This window comes from Achromobacter sp. Root83, from assembly GCF_001428845.1.
In the GTDB taxonomy this organism is placed as follows: Bacteria; Pseudomonadota; Gammaproteobacteria; order Burkholderiales; family Burkholderiaceae_B; genus Achromobacter.
Window position 1 is genome coordinate 177,204 of the sequence record NZ_LMIU01000006.1, and the last position, 16,184, is coordinate 193,387.

General features: G+C 67.7%; 15 protein-coding genes. 1 reads left to right on the forward strand and 14 read right to left on the reverse strand.

Annotated features, from left to right (window positions below; all coding sequences use genetic code 11):
• Window positions 1-150: 150 nt before the first annotated feature.
• A complete protein-coding gene (locus ASE30_RS09060) occupies window positions 151-1,728 on the reverse strand; it encodes a hypothetical protein (RefSeq protein WP_156407593.1) in 1,578 nt (525 codons plus the stop codon).
• 270 nt (window positions 1,729-1,998) lie between these two features.
• On the opposite strand from ASE30_RS09060, the gene ASE30_RS09065 reads away from it, so the two are divergent.
• Window positions 1,999-2,835 carry an alpha/beta fold hydrolase gene (locus tag ASE30_RS09065; protein ID WP_057283962.1) on the forward strand — a complete coding sequence of 279 codons (837 nt, stop codon included), beginning with the start codon at window positions 1,999-2,001 and terminating at the stop codon, window positions 2,833-2,835.
• A 72-nt stretch (window positions 2,836-2,907) separates the two neighbouring features.
• Here the strand turns inward: ASE30_RS09065 and ASE30_RS09070 are convergent, their stop codons facing one another.
• The 13 genes from ASE30_RS09070 to ASE30_RS09130 form a co-directional block, all read right to left on the reverse strand.
• On the reverse strand, window positions 2,908-5,115 hold the full coding sequence (locus tag ASE30_RS09070) for a rhodanese-like domain-containing protein (protein ID WP_057283963.1): 2,208 nt from the start codon (window positions 5,113-5,115) through the stop codon (window positions 2,908-2,910).
• Window positions 5,116-5,230: 115 nt separating this feature from the next.
• The gene (locus ASE30_RS09075) at window positions 5,231-6,160 is read right to left on the reverse strand and encodes a CysB family HTH-type transcriptional regulator (RefSeq protein ID WP_057283964.1); all 930 of its coding nucleotides are present in this window, start codon (window positions 6,158-6,160) and stop codon (window positions 5,231-5,233) included.
• Between the two features lie 8 nt (window positions 6,161-6,168).
• A complete protein-coding gene (locus ASE30_RS09080; protein WP_057283965.1) occupies window positions 6,169-6,519 on the reverse strand; it encodes a VOC family protein in 351 nt (116 codons plus the stop codon).
• A 122-nt stretch (window positions 6,520-6,641) separates the two neighbouring features.
• Complete coding sequence (gene metC, locus ASE30_RS09085) at window positions 6,642-7,856, reverse strand: cystathionine beta-lyase (protein ID WP_057283966.1); 1,215 nt, start codon at window positions 7,854-7,856, stop codon at window positions 6,642-6,644.
• 67 nt (window positions 7,857-7,923) lie between these two features.
• Window positions 7,924-8,772: an amino acid ABC transporter ATP-binding protein gene (locus tag ASE30_RS09090; protein WP_057283967.1), complete on the reverse strand. Its 849-nt coding sequence runs from the start codon at window positions 8,770-8,772 to the stop codon at window positions 7,924-7,926.
• Complete coding sequence (locus ASE30_RS09095) at window positions 8,759-9,577, reverse strand: amino acid ABC transporter permease (protein WP_057283968.1); 819 nt, start codon at window positions 9,575-9,577, stop codon at window positions 8,759-8,761. Before ASE30_RS09095 ends, ASE30_RS09090 begins: the two co-directional genes overlap by 14 nt.
• Window positions 9,567-10,304: an amino acid ABC transporter permease gene (locus tag ASE30_RS09100; RefSeq protein WP_057283969.1), complete on the reverse strand. Its 738-nt coding sequence runs from the start codon at window positions 10,302-10,304 to the stop codon at window positions 9,567-9,569. The genes ASE30_RS09095 and ASE30_RS09100 overlap by 11 nt, the downstream gene beginning before the upstream one ends.
• On the reverse strand, window positions 10,301-11,548 hold the full coding sequence (locus tag ASE30_RS09105; RefSeq protein ID WP_057283970.1) for an aminotransferase class I/II-fold pyridoxal phosphate-dependent enzyme: 1,248 nt from the start codon (window positions 11,546-11,548) through the stop codon (window positions 10,301-10,303). Before ASE30_RS09105 ends, ASE30_RS09100 begins: the two co-directional genes overlap by 4 nt.
• Before the next feature lie 28 nt (window positions 11,549-11,576).
• Entirely contained in the window at window positions 11,577-12,440 is an 864-nt protein-coding gene (locus ASE30_RS09110) for a transporter substrate-binding domain-containing protein (RefSeq protein ID WP_057284009.1), read from the reverse strand.
• A 32-nt stretch (window positions 12,441-12,472) separates the two neighbouring features.
• Window positions 12,473-13,309, reverse strand: coding sequence for a transporter substrate-binding domain-containing protein (locus ASE30_RS09115; RefSeq protein WP_057284010.1), 837 nt, complete (start codon window positions 13,307-13,309; stop codon window positions 12,473-12,475).
• Window positions 13,310-13,403: 94 nt separating this feature from the next.
• Entirely contained in the window at window positions 13,404-14,438 is a 1,035-nt protein-coding gene (locus ASE30_RS09120) for a tripartite tricarboxylate transporter substrate binding protein (RefSeq protein ID WP_057283971.1), read from the reverse strand.
• A complete protein-coding gene (locus tag ASE30_RS09125) occupies window positions 14,435-15,361 on the reverse strand; it encodes a TauD/TfdA family dioxygenase (RefSeq protein WP_057283972.1) in 927 nt (308 codons plus the stop codon). The genes ASE30_RS09120 and ASE30_RS09125 overlap by 4 nt, the downstream gene beginning before the upstream one ends.
• 144 nt (window positions 15,362-15,505) lie before the next feature.
• Window positions 15,506-16,183, reverse strand: a complete 678-nt coding sequence (locus tag ASE30_RS09130) for a hypothetical protein (RefSeq protein WP_057283973.1) — start codon at window positions 16,181-16,183, stop codon at window positions 15,506-15,508.
• Between the last annotated feature and the right edge of the window lies 1 nt (window position 16,184).

A 16,184-nucleotide genomic window follows, 5' to 3' on the forward strand; every position in this document is an offset into this window, starting at 1 on the left:
TGCTGAGCGACACGCTTGGCGGCATGCGCAGCGGCATGCTCAGCGGCATGTGCACCGCAGACACCGCCCGCACGCGCGCGGGCCAGCAATTCAAAAACGCCTACTGCTGCCCGCGAAAAAAAACGGCGCGCCTGAGCGCGCCGTTCATGTTCAGACCTGGCGCTCCCGCGCCACCGAACGCGCAAGCAACAGATGCTTGCTTAGCAGCAGCGCATCCGCCTGCGCCGGATCGCGGCGCTGCAGCAGGTCTTCCTCGCGCGGCTCCAGGTCCGCGGCATGTACCAGCGACATCAGATTGCGCGTCTTCGTGTCCGACACCGGCGTGGTGTTGTCTTCGATCAGTTCGCCCTTCACGTACGCCTGCATCCGCATGGACAGCTTGCGGGTGTTGGTGAGGGTTGCCGACGCCAGCGCGCCTTCTTCGTAGCGGAGGTCGGTCTGGCTGCTGGTCTGGTCGTTGATCTGGAAGTAGCGGTAGTTCTGCGTGTCCTTGTCCTTGGTCAGGTCAAGCTGCATCTTGGGCGTGAGCGCGGTGTGGTAGCTGGCGGACAGGCTCGCGCGCTGTTCCTGTTTGACAGCCAGGTCGAACAAGGGCCGGCCGCTCACGCTGCTGCTCTGCGAAACCTGATAGGTGAACTGGTCGATTTCGCTGGTCTTGTACGGATTGCTGATCTGCATGGTCTGCGAGACCGACGCCGAGAAATCGGCCATGCCCGACAGCAGGCTGCGATACGTGTAGCCGGCCGCCACGCGCCGGGGCACCTGGCTCGACGGCGCGGCGCCGGGGTCGTAGCTTTGGTGCAATTCGGTGAAGGCGTCCTTGAACAGCGCCATCAGGTCCTTGTCGCCGCGGCCGCGGCTTTGCGCGCTGTCGAACTGCTGCAGGTAAACGCTGACCGCCGCGGCCCGCTGCTGCGCGTTGCCGTACACCAGGGGCTTGCTGATGTCGATGTCGACTTTCACCACGCCGGCCGCGCTCTTGATCGACAGCGACCGTTGCTTGCTGTCGGCCACGAAATCGACCGTCTGCGAGATCACGCCATTGGCGCTGGTGGTGGTTTGCAGCGACACCGACGACAGCACGCCCGTGCTGAACTTGGCCAGGCCCGCGAACGCCATGCGCGGAGGCACGGCGCTCAGCCCGTCGACCGTGTCCTGGAATGCCTTGGACAGGCCGGCGATGGCGTTGCGTTCGGTTTCGGTCAGTTCGCCTTCGGTCACTTCGATCTGGACCGCCAGGCCCTCGGCGCGATTGTCCAGCGTGACGGCAACCTTCACGCCGCTGGCGGTGGTGATGCGCAGCGTGTAGGCGTCGTTGGCCTGCGCGGGCGAACTGGCCTGCGTGGTGCCCGTCAGCCCGTCGAGCTGCTCGGCGCTGCGGGCCAGCATCGCGGATTGAGAGAAATTGCCGCCATCCGTCTTGAACCGGGCGAGCAGCGCGGACGCAACGCCTTCGAGGCGGCCTGCCAGCGTACGGGCCGAGATCGTGCTTGCGATCACGGTGGACACCGGATCCAAGGCCTCACGTTCCCAGACCAGGCCCCCGGCGGCAAGCGACGAGGCCGGCTGCGCCGTGTAGGTCAATGGGGTGTCGGCGCCCTGCCTCAGCGTCACCGAGGTGGACGACGCAAGCGCCACGTCAGGGGCGGCAACCGCGCGGTTAACGCCGGATGCGGGTAGCGTCGGCGCTACCGTGCTGACGGCGCCGAACGGGGCAACGGATGTCATGTCGTTCATCCTCCGGGGGGCCGTGGGCAGGGATTGCCCGGCCAAGCCCCCTGTTCTTGTCGAATATGTAACGGCAGGATGCGGCTGAACTTAAATCGCGCCTGTGACAAGCGGCCAACGCCAGGGCGCGGATGGAGCGCATTGGACACATCCGCCATGGCGAACCGCCTATACCTTTGTATGACGCGCCAAGCCCAGCGTACGATGTCCCCGTGGCGCACAAAGCCCTAGTCTATTACTGCGGTCCCCCTAACCCCGGAGAAACTGACAATGAGCACCATCACCACCCCCGACGGCGTTGACATCTACTACAAGGACTGGGGCCCCAAGACGGCCCAGCCCATCGTTTTCCACCATGGCTGGCCGCTATCCAGCGACGACTGGGACGCTCAGATGCTGTTCTTCGTCGCCCAGGGCTTTCGCGTCATCGCCCACGACCGGCGCGGCCATGGCCGCTCGAGCCAGGTCAGCGACGGCCACGACATGGACCACTACGCGGCCGATGCCGCCGCCGTGGCCAATCACCTGGACCTGCGCAACGCCGTGCACATCGGCCACTCGACGGGCGGCGGCGAAGTCGCCCGCTACGTTGCCCAGCATGGCGAACCCCAAGGCCGCGTCGCCAAGGCGATCCTGGTCAGCGCCGTCCCGCCCCTCATGGTCAAGACCGACGCCAACCCCGGCGGCACGCCCATCGAGGTGTTCGACGGCTTCCGCAAGGCGCTCGCCGATAACCGCGCCCAGTTCTTCCTGGACGTGGCCGCGGGCCCGTTCTACGGCTTCAACCGGGACGGCGCCAAGGTCTCGCAAGGCGTGATCGACAACTGGTGGCGCCAGGGCATGATCGGCAGTGCCAAGGCCCATTACGAGGGCATCAAGGCCTTCTCCGAAACCGACCAGACCGACGACCTGAAAGCCATCACCGTGCCGACGCTGGTGATGCATGGCGACGACGACCAGATCGTGCCGATCGACGACGCCTCGCGCCTGTCCGTGAAGCTGCTGAAGAACGGTACGCTGAAGGTGTACCCGGGCTTTCCCCACGGCATGCTCACGACCCACGCGGACGTGCTCAACGCGGATCTCCTCGCCTTCATCAAGGGCTGAACGCCCGGGAAAGCAGAAAGGAAGGCGATGTCCGCCTTCCTTTTTTCTTGCCCTGCCCCAACGACGCTGGCGCTAGCCCTGGCCGGCCGGGATCAGGCGGATGCCCGCGCTGCCGTCGCGCTCAAGCTGCGCCACCAGCCCCAGTTCCCAGTCCAGATACTCGCGAAAGCCCTGGTCGCGCGCGGACAGGTCTTCGAACAGATAGGGGCTGATGCTTTGATCGTCGTCGCCGGTCAGCACCCCTGCCGCACCCGTCGCCAGTTCCAGCCCCTGCGCCTTCCAGGCCTGGGTGCCGCCCAACAGATACTGCACCGGACGCTCGCCGCGCCAGGCCAGCTCGGCGGCCACCACGCTGGCCAGCACGCCATCCGAGGACACCAGCACGACCGCTCGCCCGTCGTCCGCCGGCAGGAATTCCGCCAGGCGGTCGGGGGTGGCGAAGCGCGCGCCCGGCACGTGGCCGCGTTCGTAGGCGGCGCGCGACTCCACCTCGAACACGACGGCCTGGTCCGCGTCCAGCGCGGCGCGCAACGCGGATGCACGCAGGCCGGCGGCATCGGGACGGTGGCGCAGCACGCGCCGCGGTTCGACGCCGCTTTGCAGCGGCGCAAGCGCCGGCGGCCGGTACAGGTAGACCTCGACCGCGCCCAATTGCGCCAGCCAGGCGCCGGTCGTCAGGGCGCGCACGCCGTCCCAGTCCGCCAGCACCACCCGGGCACGGCGCGTGGCCAGGTATTCGTCGGTGGCTTGCACGAGCTGGCCGCCGGGCGCCCAGCGCCAACCTTCCAGGTGTCCCGTCTCGTACTCTTCGCGGGTGCGCACGTCGAACCGGTAAAGGGTCCGCTGACTTTGTTCCGCGTCGAACGCCCGCAGCGTGGCCGCGTCGATGTAGCCGATGCCGGCGCGCTGCGCCACGTCGCGCGCCAGCTTGCGGGCGGCGTCCAGCGTTTGCGCATCGGGTTCCGGCAAGGCGGCGTGGCGGCCGTAGGCCAGTTCCCTGCCCGACAACAGCCACTCCATGGTGCCGTTGCGCAACGAGGCGACCCGGTTGGGAATCCCGGCGTCGATAAGCGTCTGCGCGCCCACGATGCTGCGCGTACGGCCGGCGCAGTTCACCACCACGAAGGTCTTGGGGTCGGGCGCCAGCTCGCGGATGCGGTAGACCAGCTCCGCGCCCGGCAGGCTGTGCGAGAACGGCAGCGTGAAATGGTGGAATTCCTCGGGCGTGCGGCTGTCGACCACCACGATGTCGTCGCCGCGCGTCACGCGCTCGTGCAATTCCTCCACGTCGATCCAGGGTGTGTGCTTCTCGTGTTCGATGATTTCGCCGAACGCCTTGCTGGGCACGTTGGTGCCCGAGAACAGCTCGCGCCCTTCGCGCTCCCACCCGTCCGTTCCGCCCGCCAGCACCGAGACGTCAGTCCAGCCCAGCCGGGCCAGCTTGGCCGCGGCTTGATGCGCCAGGCTCTCGTCGTCGTCCACCAGCACGATGCGCGTGCCGCGGCGCGGCACCAGCCGGTCGGCCAGCAGCTCCAGGCGCCACAGGGGCGCGGGCGCGGCATGCAGCAGGTGCCTGCGGGCATAGCGGCCCGCCTCACGCACATCCAGCACGGCGATCTCGCCCTCGCCGCGCAACGCGTCCTGCAATTCCTGGGCGGACAGGCGCGCATGGTAGATGGCGGCGGGCGGCGAAAACCGGCGGTAGGTGCCGCCCTCGGTGCTCTCGAACACCACCCTGCCGTGCAGGCGGTCCAGCGCCAGACCGTAAAAATGGAGATGCGCGCCAGGCTGGTCTCCGATCAGCTCGATGGTGTGGACGTCGTCCGGACCCAGCACGATCGAGCCGCCCGGCCCCACGTCCACCCGCTGCGTGTGGGTCAGCGTGTCGCGCAAGGGATCCGCGCTCTTTGTCCGCGCATAGACCTCGTTGCGCTCATCGCCCGACACGCCGGCGATGATGGCCCAGGTGGTGTGGTCGTGCGGAGGCTGGGCTTTGCCCGGTTCGCCCAGCGACAGATAGAGCGCGTAGGCGCCGTTGGCGTCCTCGGCCAGCCGGTAGATCGTGGAGGGCCGGCCCGGCGTCAGCGGAAAGGCGGCGGCCGGAAACAGGTCGCGGCGCAGGCCCAGCGCCTGCAGCCGCTGCGCGACCTCCTGCAATTGCGCGCGCGTGGCATTGGCCGCGTCGGGCGCCAGCCGTCTCGCGTCGGCGATGAAGCCGCGCACGGCCTGCGCGCGTTCGGTGTGCTTGCTGTGGGCGGGGGTTGGTGCGGTGGTGCTCATGAGGTGACCCGGGTATCCGTGGATGAAGAATGGGTCAGCCTACGTCGCGCGCCGCCAGCCGGACAACGTAGAAATGCGTCTATGAATATGCGGCAGGCGTTGGACGCGTGGAGATTCAGGCGTCGGCTTTCAGTTCGCGCTCCACGACCTCGCGCGTCAGCGTGGGCACGAACATCTCGACGAAATGAAAGGCGTAGCCGCGCAGCCAGGCCCCCCGGCGGATGGCCAGCCGCGTCAGGTTGATCTGGAACAGGTGGCGGGCATCGATGGCGCACAGGCGCGAGTCGCGCTCGGCGTCCCAGGCCACGGCCGCCACGATGCCCACGCCCAGCTCCAGCTCTACGTAGGTCTTGATGACGTCGGCATCCATGGCCGTCATGACGATGTCCGGCGTGATGCCGGCCCGCGCGAAGGCCTCGTCGATATGCGCCCGGCCCGTGTATCCGCGGCCATAGGTGATGATGGGATAGCGCGACAATTGCGACAGGCTGACGCCGTCCTGCTGGCGTTCCAGCGGATGGCCCCGGGGCACGATGATGCTGTGGCTCCAGCGATAGCACGGCAGGTTCACCAGCCCGGGATAGTCGGCCACGGCCTCGGTGGCCACGCCGATGTCGGCCTCGCCTTCCAGCAGCATCTCGGACACCTGCTTGGGCGAGCCCTGATGCAGGTGCAGCACCACGTCGGGATAGCGCTGGCGGAATTCCTTGATGACGGGCGGCAAGGCATAGCGCGCCTGCGAGTGCGTGGCGGCGATGGACAGGACGCCCTTGCGGCTGTCGGCGTACTCCGCGCCCGCATGGCGGATGTTGTCGGCGCATTGCAGGATCTGCTCGACCAGCGGCAGGATCAGCTCGCCGGGCGGGGTCAGGCCGATCAGGCGTTTGCCCGAACGCACGAAGATGTCCACGCCCACTTCTTCCTCCAGTTCGCGTATCTGCCGGCTGACGCCGGGTTGCGACGTATGGAGGCTTTCGGAGACGTCGGTCAGGTTGAAGTCCTGGCGCACGGCTTCGCGTACGGAACGGAGTTGCTGAAAATTCATCGCGCGCCTCAGCCAAGGATGGCCAATTGATTGCCGGAAGGATCTTTCACGTACATGACGCGCGGCTCGGCGTCGGGCAGCGAACAGACCGGATGATGGCCCGCCAGGCGCAGGCGGGCCAGGATGTCGTCGTAGGCGCGGGCCTTGATGGCCAGGTAGTCCGGCCTGACCGCGCGGTTCACCTCCGCTACTGGAGACAGCGACAGGGTCGCCTCGCCCAGCGCGAAGCGCAGGCGGCCGTCGCCGGCGCTGGCCACTTCGTCCAGGCCGATGACGCGCAGATAGAAGTCGCGGACCGCATCCTGCCGATGCGACAGGAACGGAAGCTGTACCGATTCGATCGAGAGGATAGAAGTCATGCCCTGCCGCCAGCCGTGGAACAGGGCAAATTCTAGTACCCGGAGGTACAACCGGACAAAGAGGTTGTAATTGCTTCTACATAGCCAGAAACCCTAAAGAGAACGGCTCATTTGCATATGCCTCAAGCCGTGCGGCGCAAGGCGTCGCGGGTGGCGCCAAAGGCGCGCTCCAGGTCGTCGATCAGGTCCTGGGAATTCTCCAGCCCGATGTGCAGGCGCACGACCGAACCGCCCTTGCCCGCGTCCCGCCACGCGCTGTGTTCGGCCAGGCGCTCGGGCGCGGCCTCCAGTGCCAGGCTCTCGTAGCCGCCCCAGGACGCGCCGATGGAAAAGTACGTGAGCGCATCGATGAACCGCGCCGCAGCCGCGGCCTCGGGATGCTTGAACGCGAACGACACCAGGCCGCTCGCGCCGCTGAAGTCGCGCTGCCACAGCGCATGGCCGGCGTCTCCCGGCAGCGCCGGATAGTAGACCTGTTCCACGTCCGCGTGGCGCGCCAGGTAGTCGGCCACGGTCAGCGCGTTCTGATGATGGCGCGCCAGCCGCACGTCCAGCGTGCGCAGGCCGCGCAGCGTCAGGTAGGCGTCGTCCGCGCCCACCGACAGGCCCAGCGCGTCATAGGCCACACCGATGCGCCGGGACAGTTCCGCGCTGTCCACCGTCACCACGCCCATCATCACGTCGGAATGGCCCGCCAGATATTTGGTGGCGGCCTGGATCGAGATATGCGCGCCCAACGCCAGCGGCTGGTAGTACAGGCCGCCGCTCCAGGTGTTGTCGGCCGCCACCAGCACGCCGTGGCGCCTGGCCACGGCCGCCAGCGCCGGCAGGTCCAGCACTTCATACAACAGCGAGCTGGGTGATTCCAGGTATAGCAGCCGTGTGTTCGGACGGATGCGCGATTCGAGATCGTCCCGCGCGGGCGAAAAATATTCCACTTCGATGCCATAGCGCTGCAGCAGCGACTTGTCGACCTTGCGCACGGGCGAATAGACGCTGTCGGACACCAGCGCGTGATCGCCGGGCGCCAGCGTGGCCAGCAGCACCAGCACAATGGCCGACAGGCCCGAGGGCGCCAGCACGCTGCGGTAGCCGCCCTCCAGCGACGCCACGGCCGCTTCCAGCGCCTGGTGCGTGTCCAGGCCGTGGCGGCCATACGTGGCAACGCGCTCGCCCGCGGCGCGTTGCCGGTTCAGCGCGGCGTGGGTGGCGGTATCGGCAAAGCGGACCGTGCTGGTGCGCACCACCGGCACGTTTACCGGACCCGATCCGCCCTTCGGTTCGGGCGATCCGGCATGCACCAGGCGGGTCTGCACATGGGCTTGGCCGAGGCTCATGCGCGCACCTGCGGGCAACGTTCAGCGGCAAGCGCGGGTTGGGTGGTCATGGTTGGCTCCAAAAGGTTCACACCGCCAGGCGCAGCGGATCGAAGGTCAGGTAATCCGCGATCGGATCGGGCTGGCCGGTACGTATGGGGGCGCCCGCGGAGCGCTGCAGAAACGCGCGCGTGCGCTCGCTTTGCGGCGAGTTGAAAATCCGCGGCGGCGGACCGGACTCCACGATGCGCCCGGCCTCGGTGAAGTACACGGTGTCGCTCACCTCCTGCGCGAAGCGCATCTCGTGCGTGACCAGCATGCAGGTCAGGCCGTCCTGCACCAGATCGCGGATGACGGTAAGCACCTCGCCCACCATCTCCGGGTCCAGCGCCGAGGTCACCTCGTCGAACAGGATCAGTTCGGGCCGCAGCGCCAGCGCGCGGGCGATCGCCACGCGCTGCTGCTGGCCGCCGGACAGCTCGCCGGGATAGGCGTTTTCCTTGTGGTCCATGCGCACCTTCGCCAGCAGTTCGCGCGCCCGCGCCTCGGCGCGGACTTTGGGCTGGCCGCCCACCTTGATGGGAGATATCACCAGGTTCTGGAGCACGCTCAGGTGGGGGAACAGGTTGTACTGCTGGAACACGAAGCCGACCCGCTTGCGCAGGCCGATCAGCTCGGCCTCGGTCTTCAGGCCGTCCACGCGCACGCCGTCCACCTCGATGGTCCCGCGCTGCGGACGCAGCAGGCCGGTGATGCAGCGCAGGATGGTCGACTTGCCCGAACCCGACGGACCGATGATGGACACCGCCTGCCCCTGCCTGACCTCGACGTCGATGCCCTTCAGGACCTCGGTCTCGCCAAAGGCCAGGTGCACGTCCCGCAGGCTGACCAGCGGCGCGGATGGGGCGGCGCGCGCCCCGATGTCAATGATGCTCATGGCGGCGCTCCAGGTATCGCGTCCAACGCGCGATGGGATAGCAATAGGCGAAGAAAAGCGCCAATAGCGTGAAATAGACAAGAATGGTGAAATCGCTGCGGGCGACGGTATTGCTGGCCACGGTGGCCGTGTCGACCAGGTCGTGCACGCCCACCAGCGAGGCGAGCGACGTGCTCATCGTGATGCTCGCGTACAGGTTCATCCACGACGGCAGCATGCGCCGCACGCACTGCGGCAGCACGATCATGCGGAAAATCTGCGTGCGCCGGAAAGCCAGGGACTGCGCGGCCTCCCATTGGGCGCTGGGAATCGACTGGATCGCGCCGCGGAAGATCTCCGCCACGTTGGCGCTGGCGGGCAGTCCCAGGCCGATGACCACCTTGATCCAGTCGGGAAACGGCAGGTTCCACGAGCCCAGGTTCAGTTCGAACGGAAACACATAGGTCGTGAAGTACACGAGCACCAGGATCGGCGCGTTGCGAAACAGCAGCACGTAGCCGCGCGCGAGCCGCCGCAGCAGCGGCGACGGCGACAGCGACAACGCGCCCACGACCAGCCCTGCCGCCGTCCCCAGCGCCATGGCCAGCACGCTGATCTGGATGTTCATGCCCAGGCCGCGCAGCAAGGCCGGCGACCAATGCCACAGCGACTTCACCGCCGGCGGCGTGGTTCCCGTCGCCGCCCAGGCGGCGCCCAGCGCAATCAGCGCCAGCAGCAGCACGAACCACGGATCGCGCAGCAGCACGGCCAGGACACGGCCGGGCGGATGCGCCGGCGCACCCTTCAACGCCAGTTCATTGGCCATAACCGGGCATCCTCAAACGGTCTTCCAGCCAGCGCCCGCCCACGCTGACCAGCCAGGTCAGCAGCCCGAAGTACAGCAGGATGAGCAGCAGCAGTTCCAGCACGTTGTCGCGGTGCGACCAGATCATGATGGACTCGTAGGTCACGTCGCCCACCGCGATGGCCGAGGCGATCGCGGTCATCTTCACCAGGTCCACCAGGTTGTTGACCAGCGCAGGCAAGGCAAAGCGCACCGCCAGCGGCAACTGCACCTGCGTGAGGATCTGCCGCCGCGAGAACGCCAGCGACCGCGCGGCCTCCATGGTCACGGACGGCACGGCCTCGATGCCGGCGCGCAGCGCCTCGGCGTGGAAGACGCCCTTGTGTAGCGCCACCACGATCACCACCCAGGCAAACGGCGTAATCGGGTTGCCGCCGCCCAGCTTCTGCGTGATCAGCATGTTCAGCACCAGAAAGGCGCAATACAGCTGCACCAGCGTGGGCGTGTTGCGGGTGACTTCCACGAAGGCCTGCAAGGGCCGCGCCAGCCAGGCGCGGCCGCTGGTCAGTCCCGCCGCGATCAGCACGCCGAACAGCAGGCTGACGGGTATGGTCCAGGCGCAAAGCTGCAAGGTGACCAGCAAGCCGTGGCCGAAGGCCGACAATTCGCCCGGATCCTGCACAAAGCTGTAGTTCAGGCCCAGCGGCTTGAAAAAACCCACCCAGGCCGGCAATACCGGATCGATCATGCCGCCGCCTCCAGCGCCCGGGCCGGCGACAGCGCCGCCACCGCCCTCCCGATGCGCTCGATGGCGGCGTCGATGTTCGCGTCGGACGCCGCGAACGACAGCCGCAGGTAAGGCGACAGCCCATAGGCCGCGCCGCGCACCACCGCCACCCCCTCGGCATCCAGCAGCCAGTCCGCCACGTCGCCGTCGTGTTCGATCGGCCTGCCGTCCGGACGCAGCGCGCCGATCAGGCCGGCCACGCCGATCCACGCAAAGAACGACCCTTGCGGCGCATGCACTTGCAGGCCGGGCACGGCGCCCAGCCCATCCACCACCCGCTGCGCACGTCGCGCATAGGCCTGCCTGGCGGTTTCCACGAACCCGTCCGCCGCGCCTTGCAGCGCGGCCAGCGCGGCGGCCTGTCCCAGCGAACTGGGGCCGGACGACACCTGCGACTGCACCGCCTCCAGCGCATGGATGAGCGCCCGCGGGCCCGTGCCCCAGCCGATGCGCCAGCCCGTCATCGCGTAGGTCTTGGATACGCCATTGACGACCAGCACGCGGCCGGCCAGGTCCGGCGCCACGCGCAGCAGGTGCGCGGGCGGCTGGCCGAACCAGATCTCTTCGTACATCTCGTCCCACAGCACCAGCACTTGCGGCGCGCCACGCAGCACCTCGGCCAGCGCCTGCAGTTCCTCGCTGCGGTAGACCGCCCCGGAGGGGTTGCCCGGCGAGTTCAGGATCAGCCATTTGGTGCGCGGCGTGATCGCATCACGCAATGCCCCGGGCGTCAGCTTGAAGCCGTCTTCGGCGGCCGTCCGCGGCACGACGGGCACGCCGCCGTTGATGCGCACGGCATCCGGGAAGGTGGGCCAGTACGGCGCGGGCACGATGACCTCGTCGCCGTCGTCCAGGGTTGCGTTCAGCGCCAGGTAGATCACCTGCTTGCCGCCGTTGGAGATGATGACGTTGGACGCGTCCACGTCCAGGCCGAGGCGCTGGCCTTGGCCTTGCGCCACCGCGCGGCGCAGCGCCGCGGTGCCCGCCGTGGGCGTGTATTTGGTCTTGCCCGCTTCCAGCGCGGCGCTGGCCGCGGCCTTGATGGCCGCCGGGGTATCGAAATCGGGTTCGCCCGACGTCAGCACGATGATCGAGCGGCCTTGCGCCGCCAGGCCCGCCGCGCGGGCCCCGGCGGCGGCAATGGGCGACAGCTCGGCGCCGCGGGCACGGCGCGACAACACGCCGGGAAACAGGGATGCAGTCATGACAGGACCTTTCCAGGATTCATCAGGTTCAGGGGGTCGCCGGCGCCTCGGGCGGCGCGTTTTCGAACTTGCCGGCTTGCGCCTGGATGCTGGCCTGCTTCAGGTAATCGGCCGGCACGCCGTAGCGCTCGGCCTGCTTCACCAGCAATCCGCTCTGGTGCCAATCTCGGATCACGCCGTCCACGAAAGCGCGCGTGTCCGCCTCGTTGCGGCGCGTCCAGATCACGGTGGGCGACGGAATCAGCTGGTCCGGGGTGGCCAGCTCGAAGTCGCTCCATTCCCGGCCATTCGGGCCGTTCAACGTTTCGTACAGCGCTGGCTGGATATGCACCGACGCGTCGCAACTGCCGCCCTTCAGCGCCAGCAGCGACTCGGGAATATTGCGCAGCCCCTTCACCACCGCGCCGTACGTGTCCTGCAGCGGCTTGGCGAAGTTGCTGCCTTGCGACACGCAGGCCACCTTGCCCTTCAGGTCTTCCCAACGCTTGATGCCGCTTTTCTTCGACACCATGGCGGCGCCGCCGACCAGGTTGTATGGCGTGGGCGCGTAGCTGAGGATTTCGCTGCGTTCCTGCGTCCACTGAATGTTGGCGATCAACAGGTCCACCTTGCCCGCCTGCAGGAACTGCACGCGGGTCGATGCGGTGACCGGCACGGTTTCCAGGGTGACGCCCAGCCGGCGCGCGATATCCGCGCCCAGTTCGGTCTGAAAGCCCCCCACCTTGCCGGTGGCGGGATCCAACAGACCGAACGGCGGGCTGGCGCCATCCACACCCACCACGATCTTGCCGCGCTGCTTGACCCTGTCCAGCGTCGCGTCGGCATGCGCGGCGCCGATGCCCAACGCCGCCAGCGCCAGGGCGGCGGCGGCTTTCACCCAATCTTGCTTCATCATGTTGTCTATCCGTCTAGGTGGGCGAGCGCTCAGCCGCCCTGCTTGTACCTGGCATTCAGTTCCTGCAGCAGCGGCTGCGGCGGCTCGATGCCCAGGCGCTTCTCGGTGGCGATCAGCCATCCGGTGCGATGCCAGTCCCGCACCACCTTGTCCACGGCGGCGATGGTGTCGGACTCGCCCTTGCGGGTCCAGACGACGGAGTTGGCGGGCAGCACCTCGGCGGCAATGGGCGCGTGGTAGCCGGCCCATTCCGGGTTGTTGCGCAACAGAGGATGGATCAGCGTGGCGTCATGCACGGCCGCCACGCATTGGCCGCCGCGCAGCGCCAGCAAGGAGTCCGAAGAGCTCTTGAAGCCCTTGACCACGGCCCCGTAATCGGCCGACAGCGGGCGCGCGAAGCTGCTGCCCTGGGACACGCATACGGGCTTGCCGCGCAGGTCTTCCCACTTGGCGATGCCGCTGGTCTTCAGCGTGGCGGCGGCGCCGCCCACGCGGAAGAACGGCGTGGGCGCATAGCCCAGGATCTCGGCGCGCTCGGGGTTCAATTCCATGGACGCGATCAGCAGGTCCACCTTGCCCGAGATCAGGAACTGCGTGCGGGTGGCGGTCTGCACCTGCACCAGCTCGGCCTTCACGCCCAGGCCCTTGGCCAGTTCACGCGCCAGTTCGGGGTTCCAGCCCACCAGTTGCTGGGTGGCAGGGTCCAGCGAACCGAACACGCCGCCGTTGACCAGCACGCCGATGGTGATGGTGCCGCGCTCCTTGACCTTGTCCAGCGTTGCGTCGGCCTGGGCTGCGCCGGCGGCAAGCGCCAGCGCCAGGGTGATTGCGGTCCGGGCCAAACCCGGTGTGTTGCGGATAGCCATATCGTGATTGATGAGCGTTGAACGGAAAGCCATACTGCGTGCCGCGCGGCGGCAAGACAAAGAAGACTTTCAGATATGAATATGCGGGGCGCCGCTACTTCAGCTTCACGTCCGCCGACGCGATGACCTTCCGGTAGGTGGCGATGTCGTCGCGCACCGTCTGGTCCACGGCCTCGGGCGGCGTGGCGGCGATGGTGAAGCCCAGGTTCTCCAGCAAGGCGGCTGTCTCGGGCTCGCGCAGCACCGCCACCACGTCGCGGTTGATGCGGTCCACGATGGCGCTGGGCGTGGATGCGGGCACCGAGAAACCCTGCCAGCTTTCCACCACATAATCCGGCAGGCCGGCCTCCTGGATGGTCGGCACGTCCGGCAAGGCCTTGGAGCGGTACGGCGTGGTGACGGCCAGCGCGACCAGCTTGCCGTTGCGCACGTTCTCGGTCGCGGCGGCCAGGGTGATCAGCATGGCATCCACATGGCCGCCCAGCACGTCCAGCGTGGCGGGCCCGCCGCCTGGATACGGTATCTGGTTGGTCTTGGCGCCGATGCGTTCGTTCAGCAGTTCCACCGCCAGGTGCTGCAGGCTGCCGGTGCCGCCGGGCAAGGCCATCGAGATCTCGCCGGGCCGCTGCCTGACCAGCGCCACGAACTCCTGGAAGGTCTTGATGCCCAGGCCGGGCCGCACCACCAGCAGTTGCGGATTGACGACCGCCTTGGTTACGCCCCGCAGGTCCCGCGTCGGGTCATAGGAGAGCTTGCCGGGCTGCAAGGCATTGAGCGACAGCGAGTCGCCGCCCAGCAGCAAGGTGTAGCCGTCGCCGCGCGCATGCGCCACGGCGGCATTACCGATGGCGCTGCTGGCGCCGGGCTGGTTTTCGACCACCACGCTTTGCCGCCATTTGTCGCCGAGCTTCTGCGCCACGGTGCGCGCCAGCTTGTCGGCGCTGCCGCCCGCCGACACGGGCACGACGATCTTGACAGGCCGGTTCGGATACCGGTTGGCGTCTTCGCCGGGCACGGGCGCCGAGCCCGCGAAGTTGCTCAATAGTCCCGCCCCCAGTACCACGCCCGCGATCACTCCCAGGCTGGCGCGGATGGCGGATTTGCGCTTGATGCTCGTGCCAATGCTCATGCCGCTGCTCCGGCCACGCCAAAGGCGCCGAAGGGCTTGCCCAGCACGGCGTTCGAATGCCGGCCATCCACGCCGACGGGCACATCGCCCTCCAGCGTGATGCGGTACAGCACCCGCTCATCGTCCAGATACGCGAAGTCGCCCGGCCCCTGGTGCGCCGTTGCCCGGTTGTCCCAGAAGGCGATGCTGCCGGGCTGCCAGCGAAAGCGCGCGGTGTATTCCGGCCGCGTGATCTCCTCGAAGAACAGGTTGAGCAGATGGCGGCTTTCCTCCTCGTTCACGTCCTTGATGCGGCGCGTGAAGCCGGGGTTGACGAACAAGGCACGCTCGCCGGTCTCTGGGATCACCCGCACCACGGGATGTTCGGACACCAGCGGACTGGCCTGCACGCGCTGCGCATAGACGGTCTGATTGTCGAAGTCGCCGTTGTAGCCGCCGAACTGGTGCCGCGCCCACAGCATGTCGGCCAACGCGCGCACCGCCGGAGACAGGTGCTCGTAGGCCGCCACCAGGTTGGTGAACACGGTGTCGCCGCCATAAGCGGGCACCTGGCGGCCGGCGCGCAGGATGGACCCGGCGGGCGGATTGACCACGCCGGTCACGTCGGTGTGCCAGCGCTCGCCACGGCGGCCGGTGGTGGACTTGGACGAAATGGTGCGGATCTGCGGATAGCCTTCGGGCGGGTTGGCGTCATACGGATGCGCCGAAGTCGGCCTGCCGAAATGCTGCGCGAATGCCAGATGCTGGACGTGGTCGATGTGCTGGTCGCGAAAGAACACGACCTTCCAGCGCAGCAGCGCGGCCTTGATCTGATCGACCTCCGAGGCGGTCAGGGCCTGCGTCAGATCCACGCCGTGGATCTCCGCGCCGGTGAAGACGGAAAGCGGCCGGATGTCCAGGCGCGTGCGTTCGAGTGTGGTCATGTGCTGCTCCTATCGCTGTTGTGTAAAAACAGAATAGGTGCGGCGCGCAAGCCCAACAAATACCGATACGCAATGTGAAAATAGCCGGCTGCGCGCGCGTTGCCACCGGAAACGCGCATGCGCCGGGCCTGCCACCGACTGCCGCTACAAGCCGGGCACCGTGGTGAATCCCGTGAAGAACGCGCAATGTCCGGGGTAGCCCGGCCGCGCGTCGCACGCTTTCAGGCAGCCCGGCTTGCCGCCGGGGAAACTCGCGGACACCGACATCGCGAACCCATAGGTGGGCGTCGTCACGTCGAAGCTGCTGTCGCACACCGCCTTGGTGCTGTAGGCGAACGTCATGCCCTCGCGCCGGCCATTGATGGCAAACGCCACCTGGAAGCTGTCCAGGCTATTCCATCCGGGCCTGGGCAGGACCAGAAAGCGATAGTGCCGCGCGTCCAGGCGCTGGCCGAAGATCTTGAGCTTGGCGGTGGACGAATCGGTCTTGGGCGACGGATACGGCAAGGCCAGCAGCGCCCGTGGATCACCCAGCACGCCCAGTTCGAAACCCAGGCCCTTCTGGTAGAACGGCACGTCGATGCTGGGGTAGCCCGAGAATTCGACACGCGGCGTGGCGCTGCCGTAGACCATCGACTTCGGATCGTGGTCGGGCGCCCGCGCAAACGCCACATCCAGCGTCAGAACGGCATCCGCCGGATTCGCGTCTTCGCTGCGGAGGTGTTTTTCGTAGACGTCCGCGCGGCCGGCGCAACCCGCCAGCAATGCGGCGAAGGCAAGAGGAAAGAGGCGTGCAAGGAGGAAAGCCGGCGTCCGCGTCATG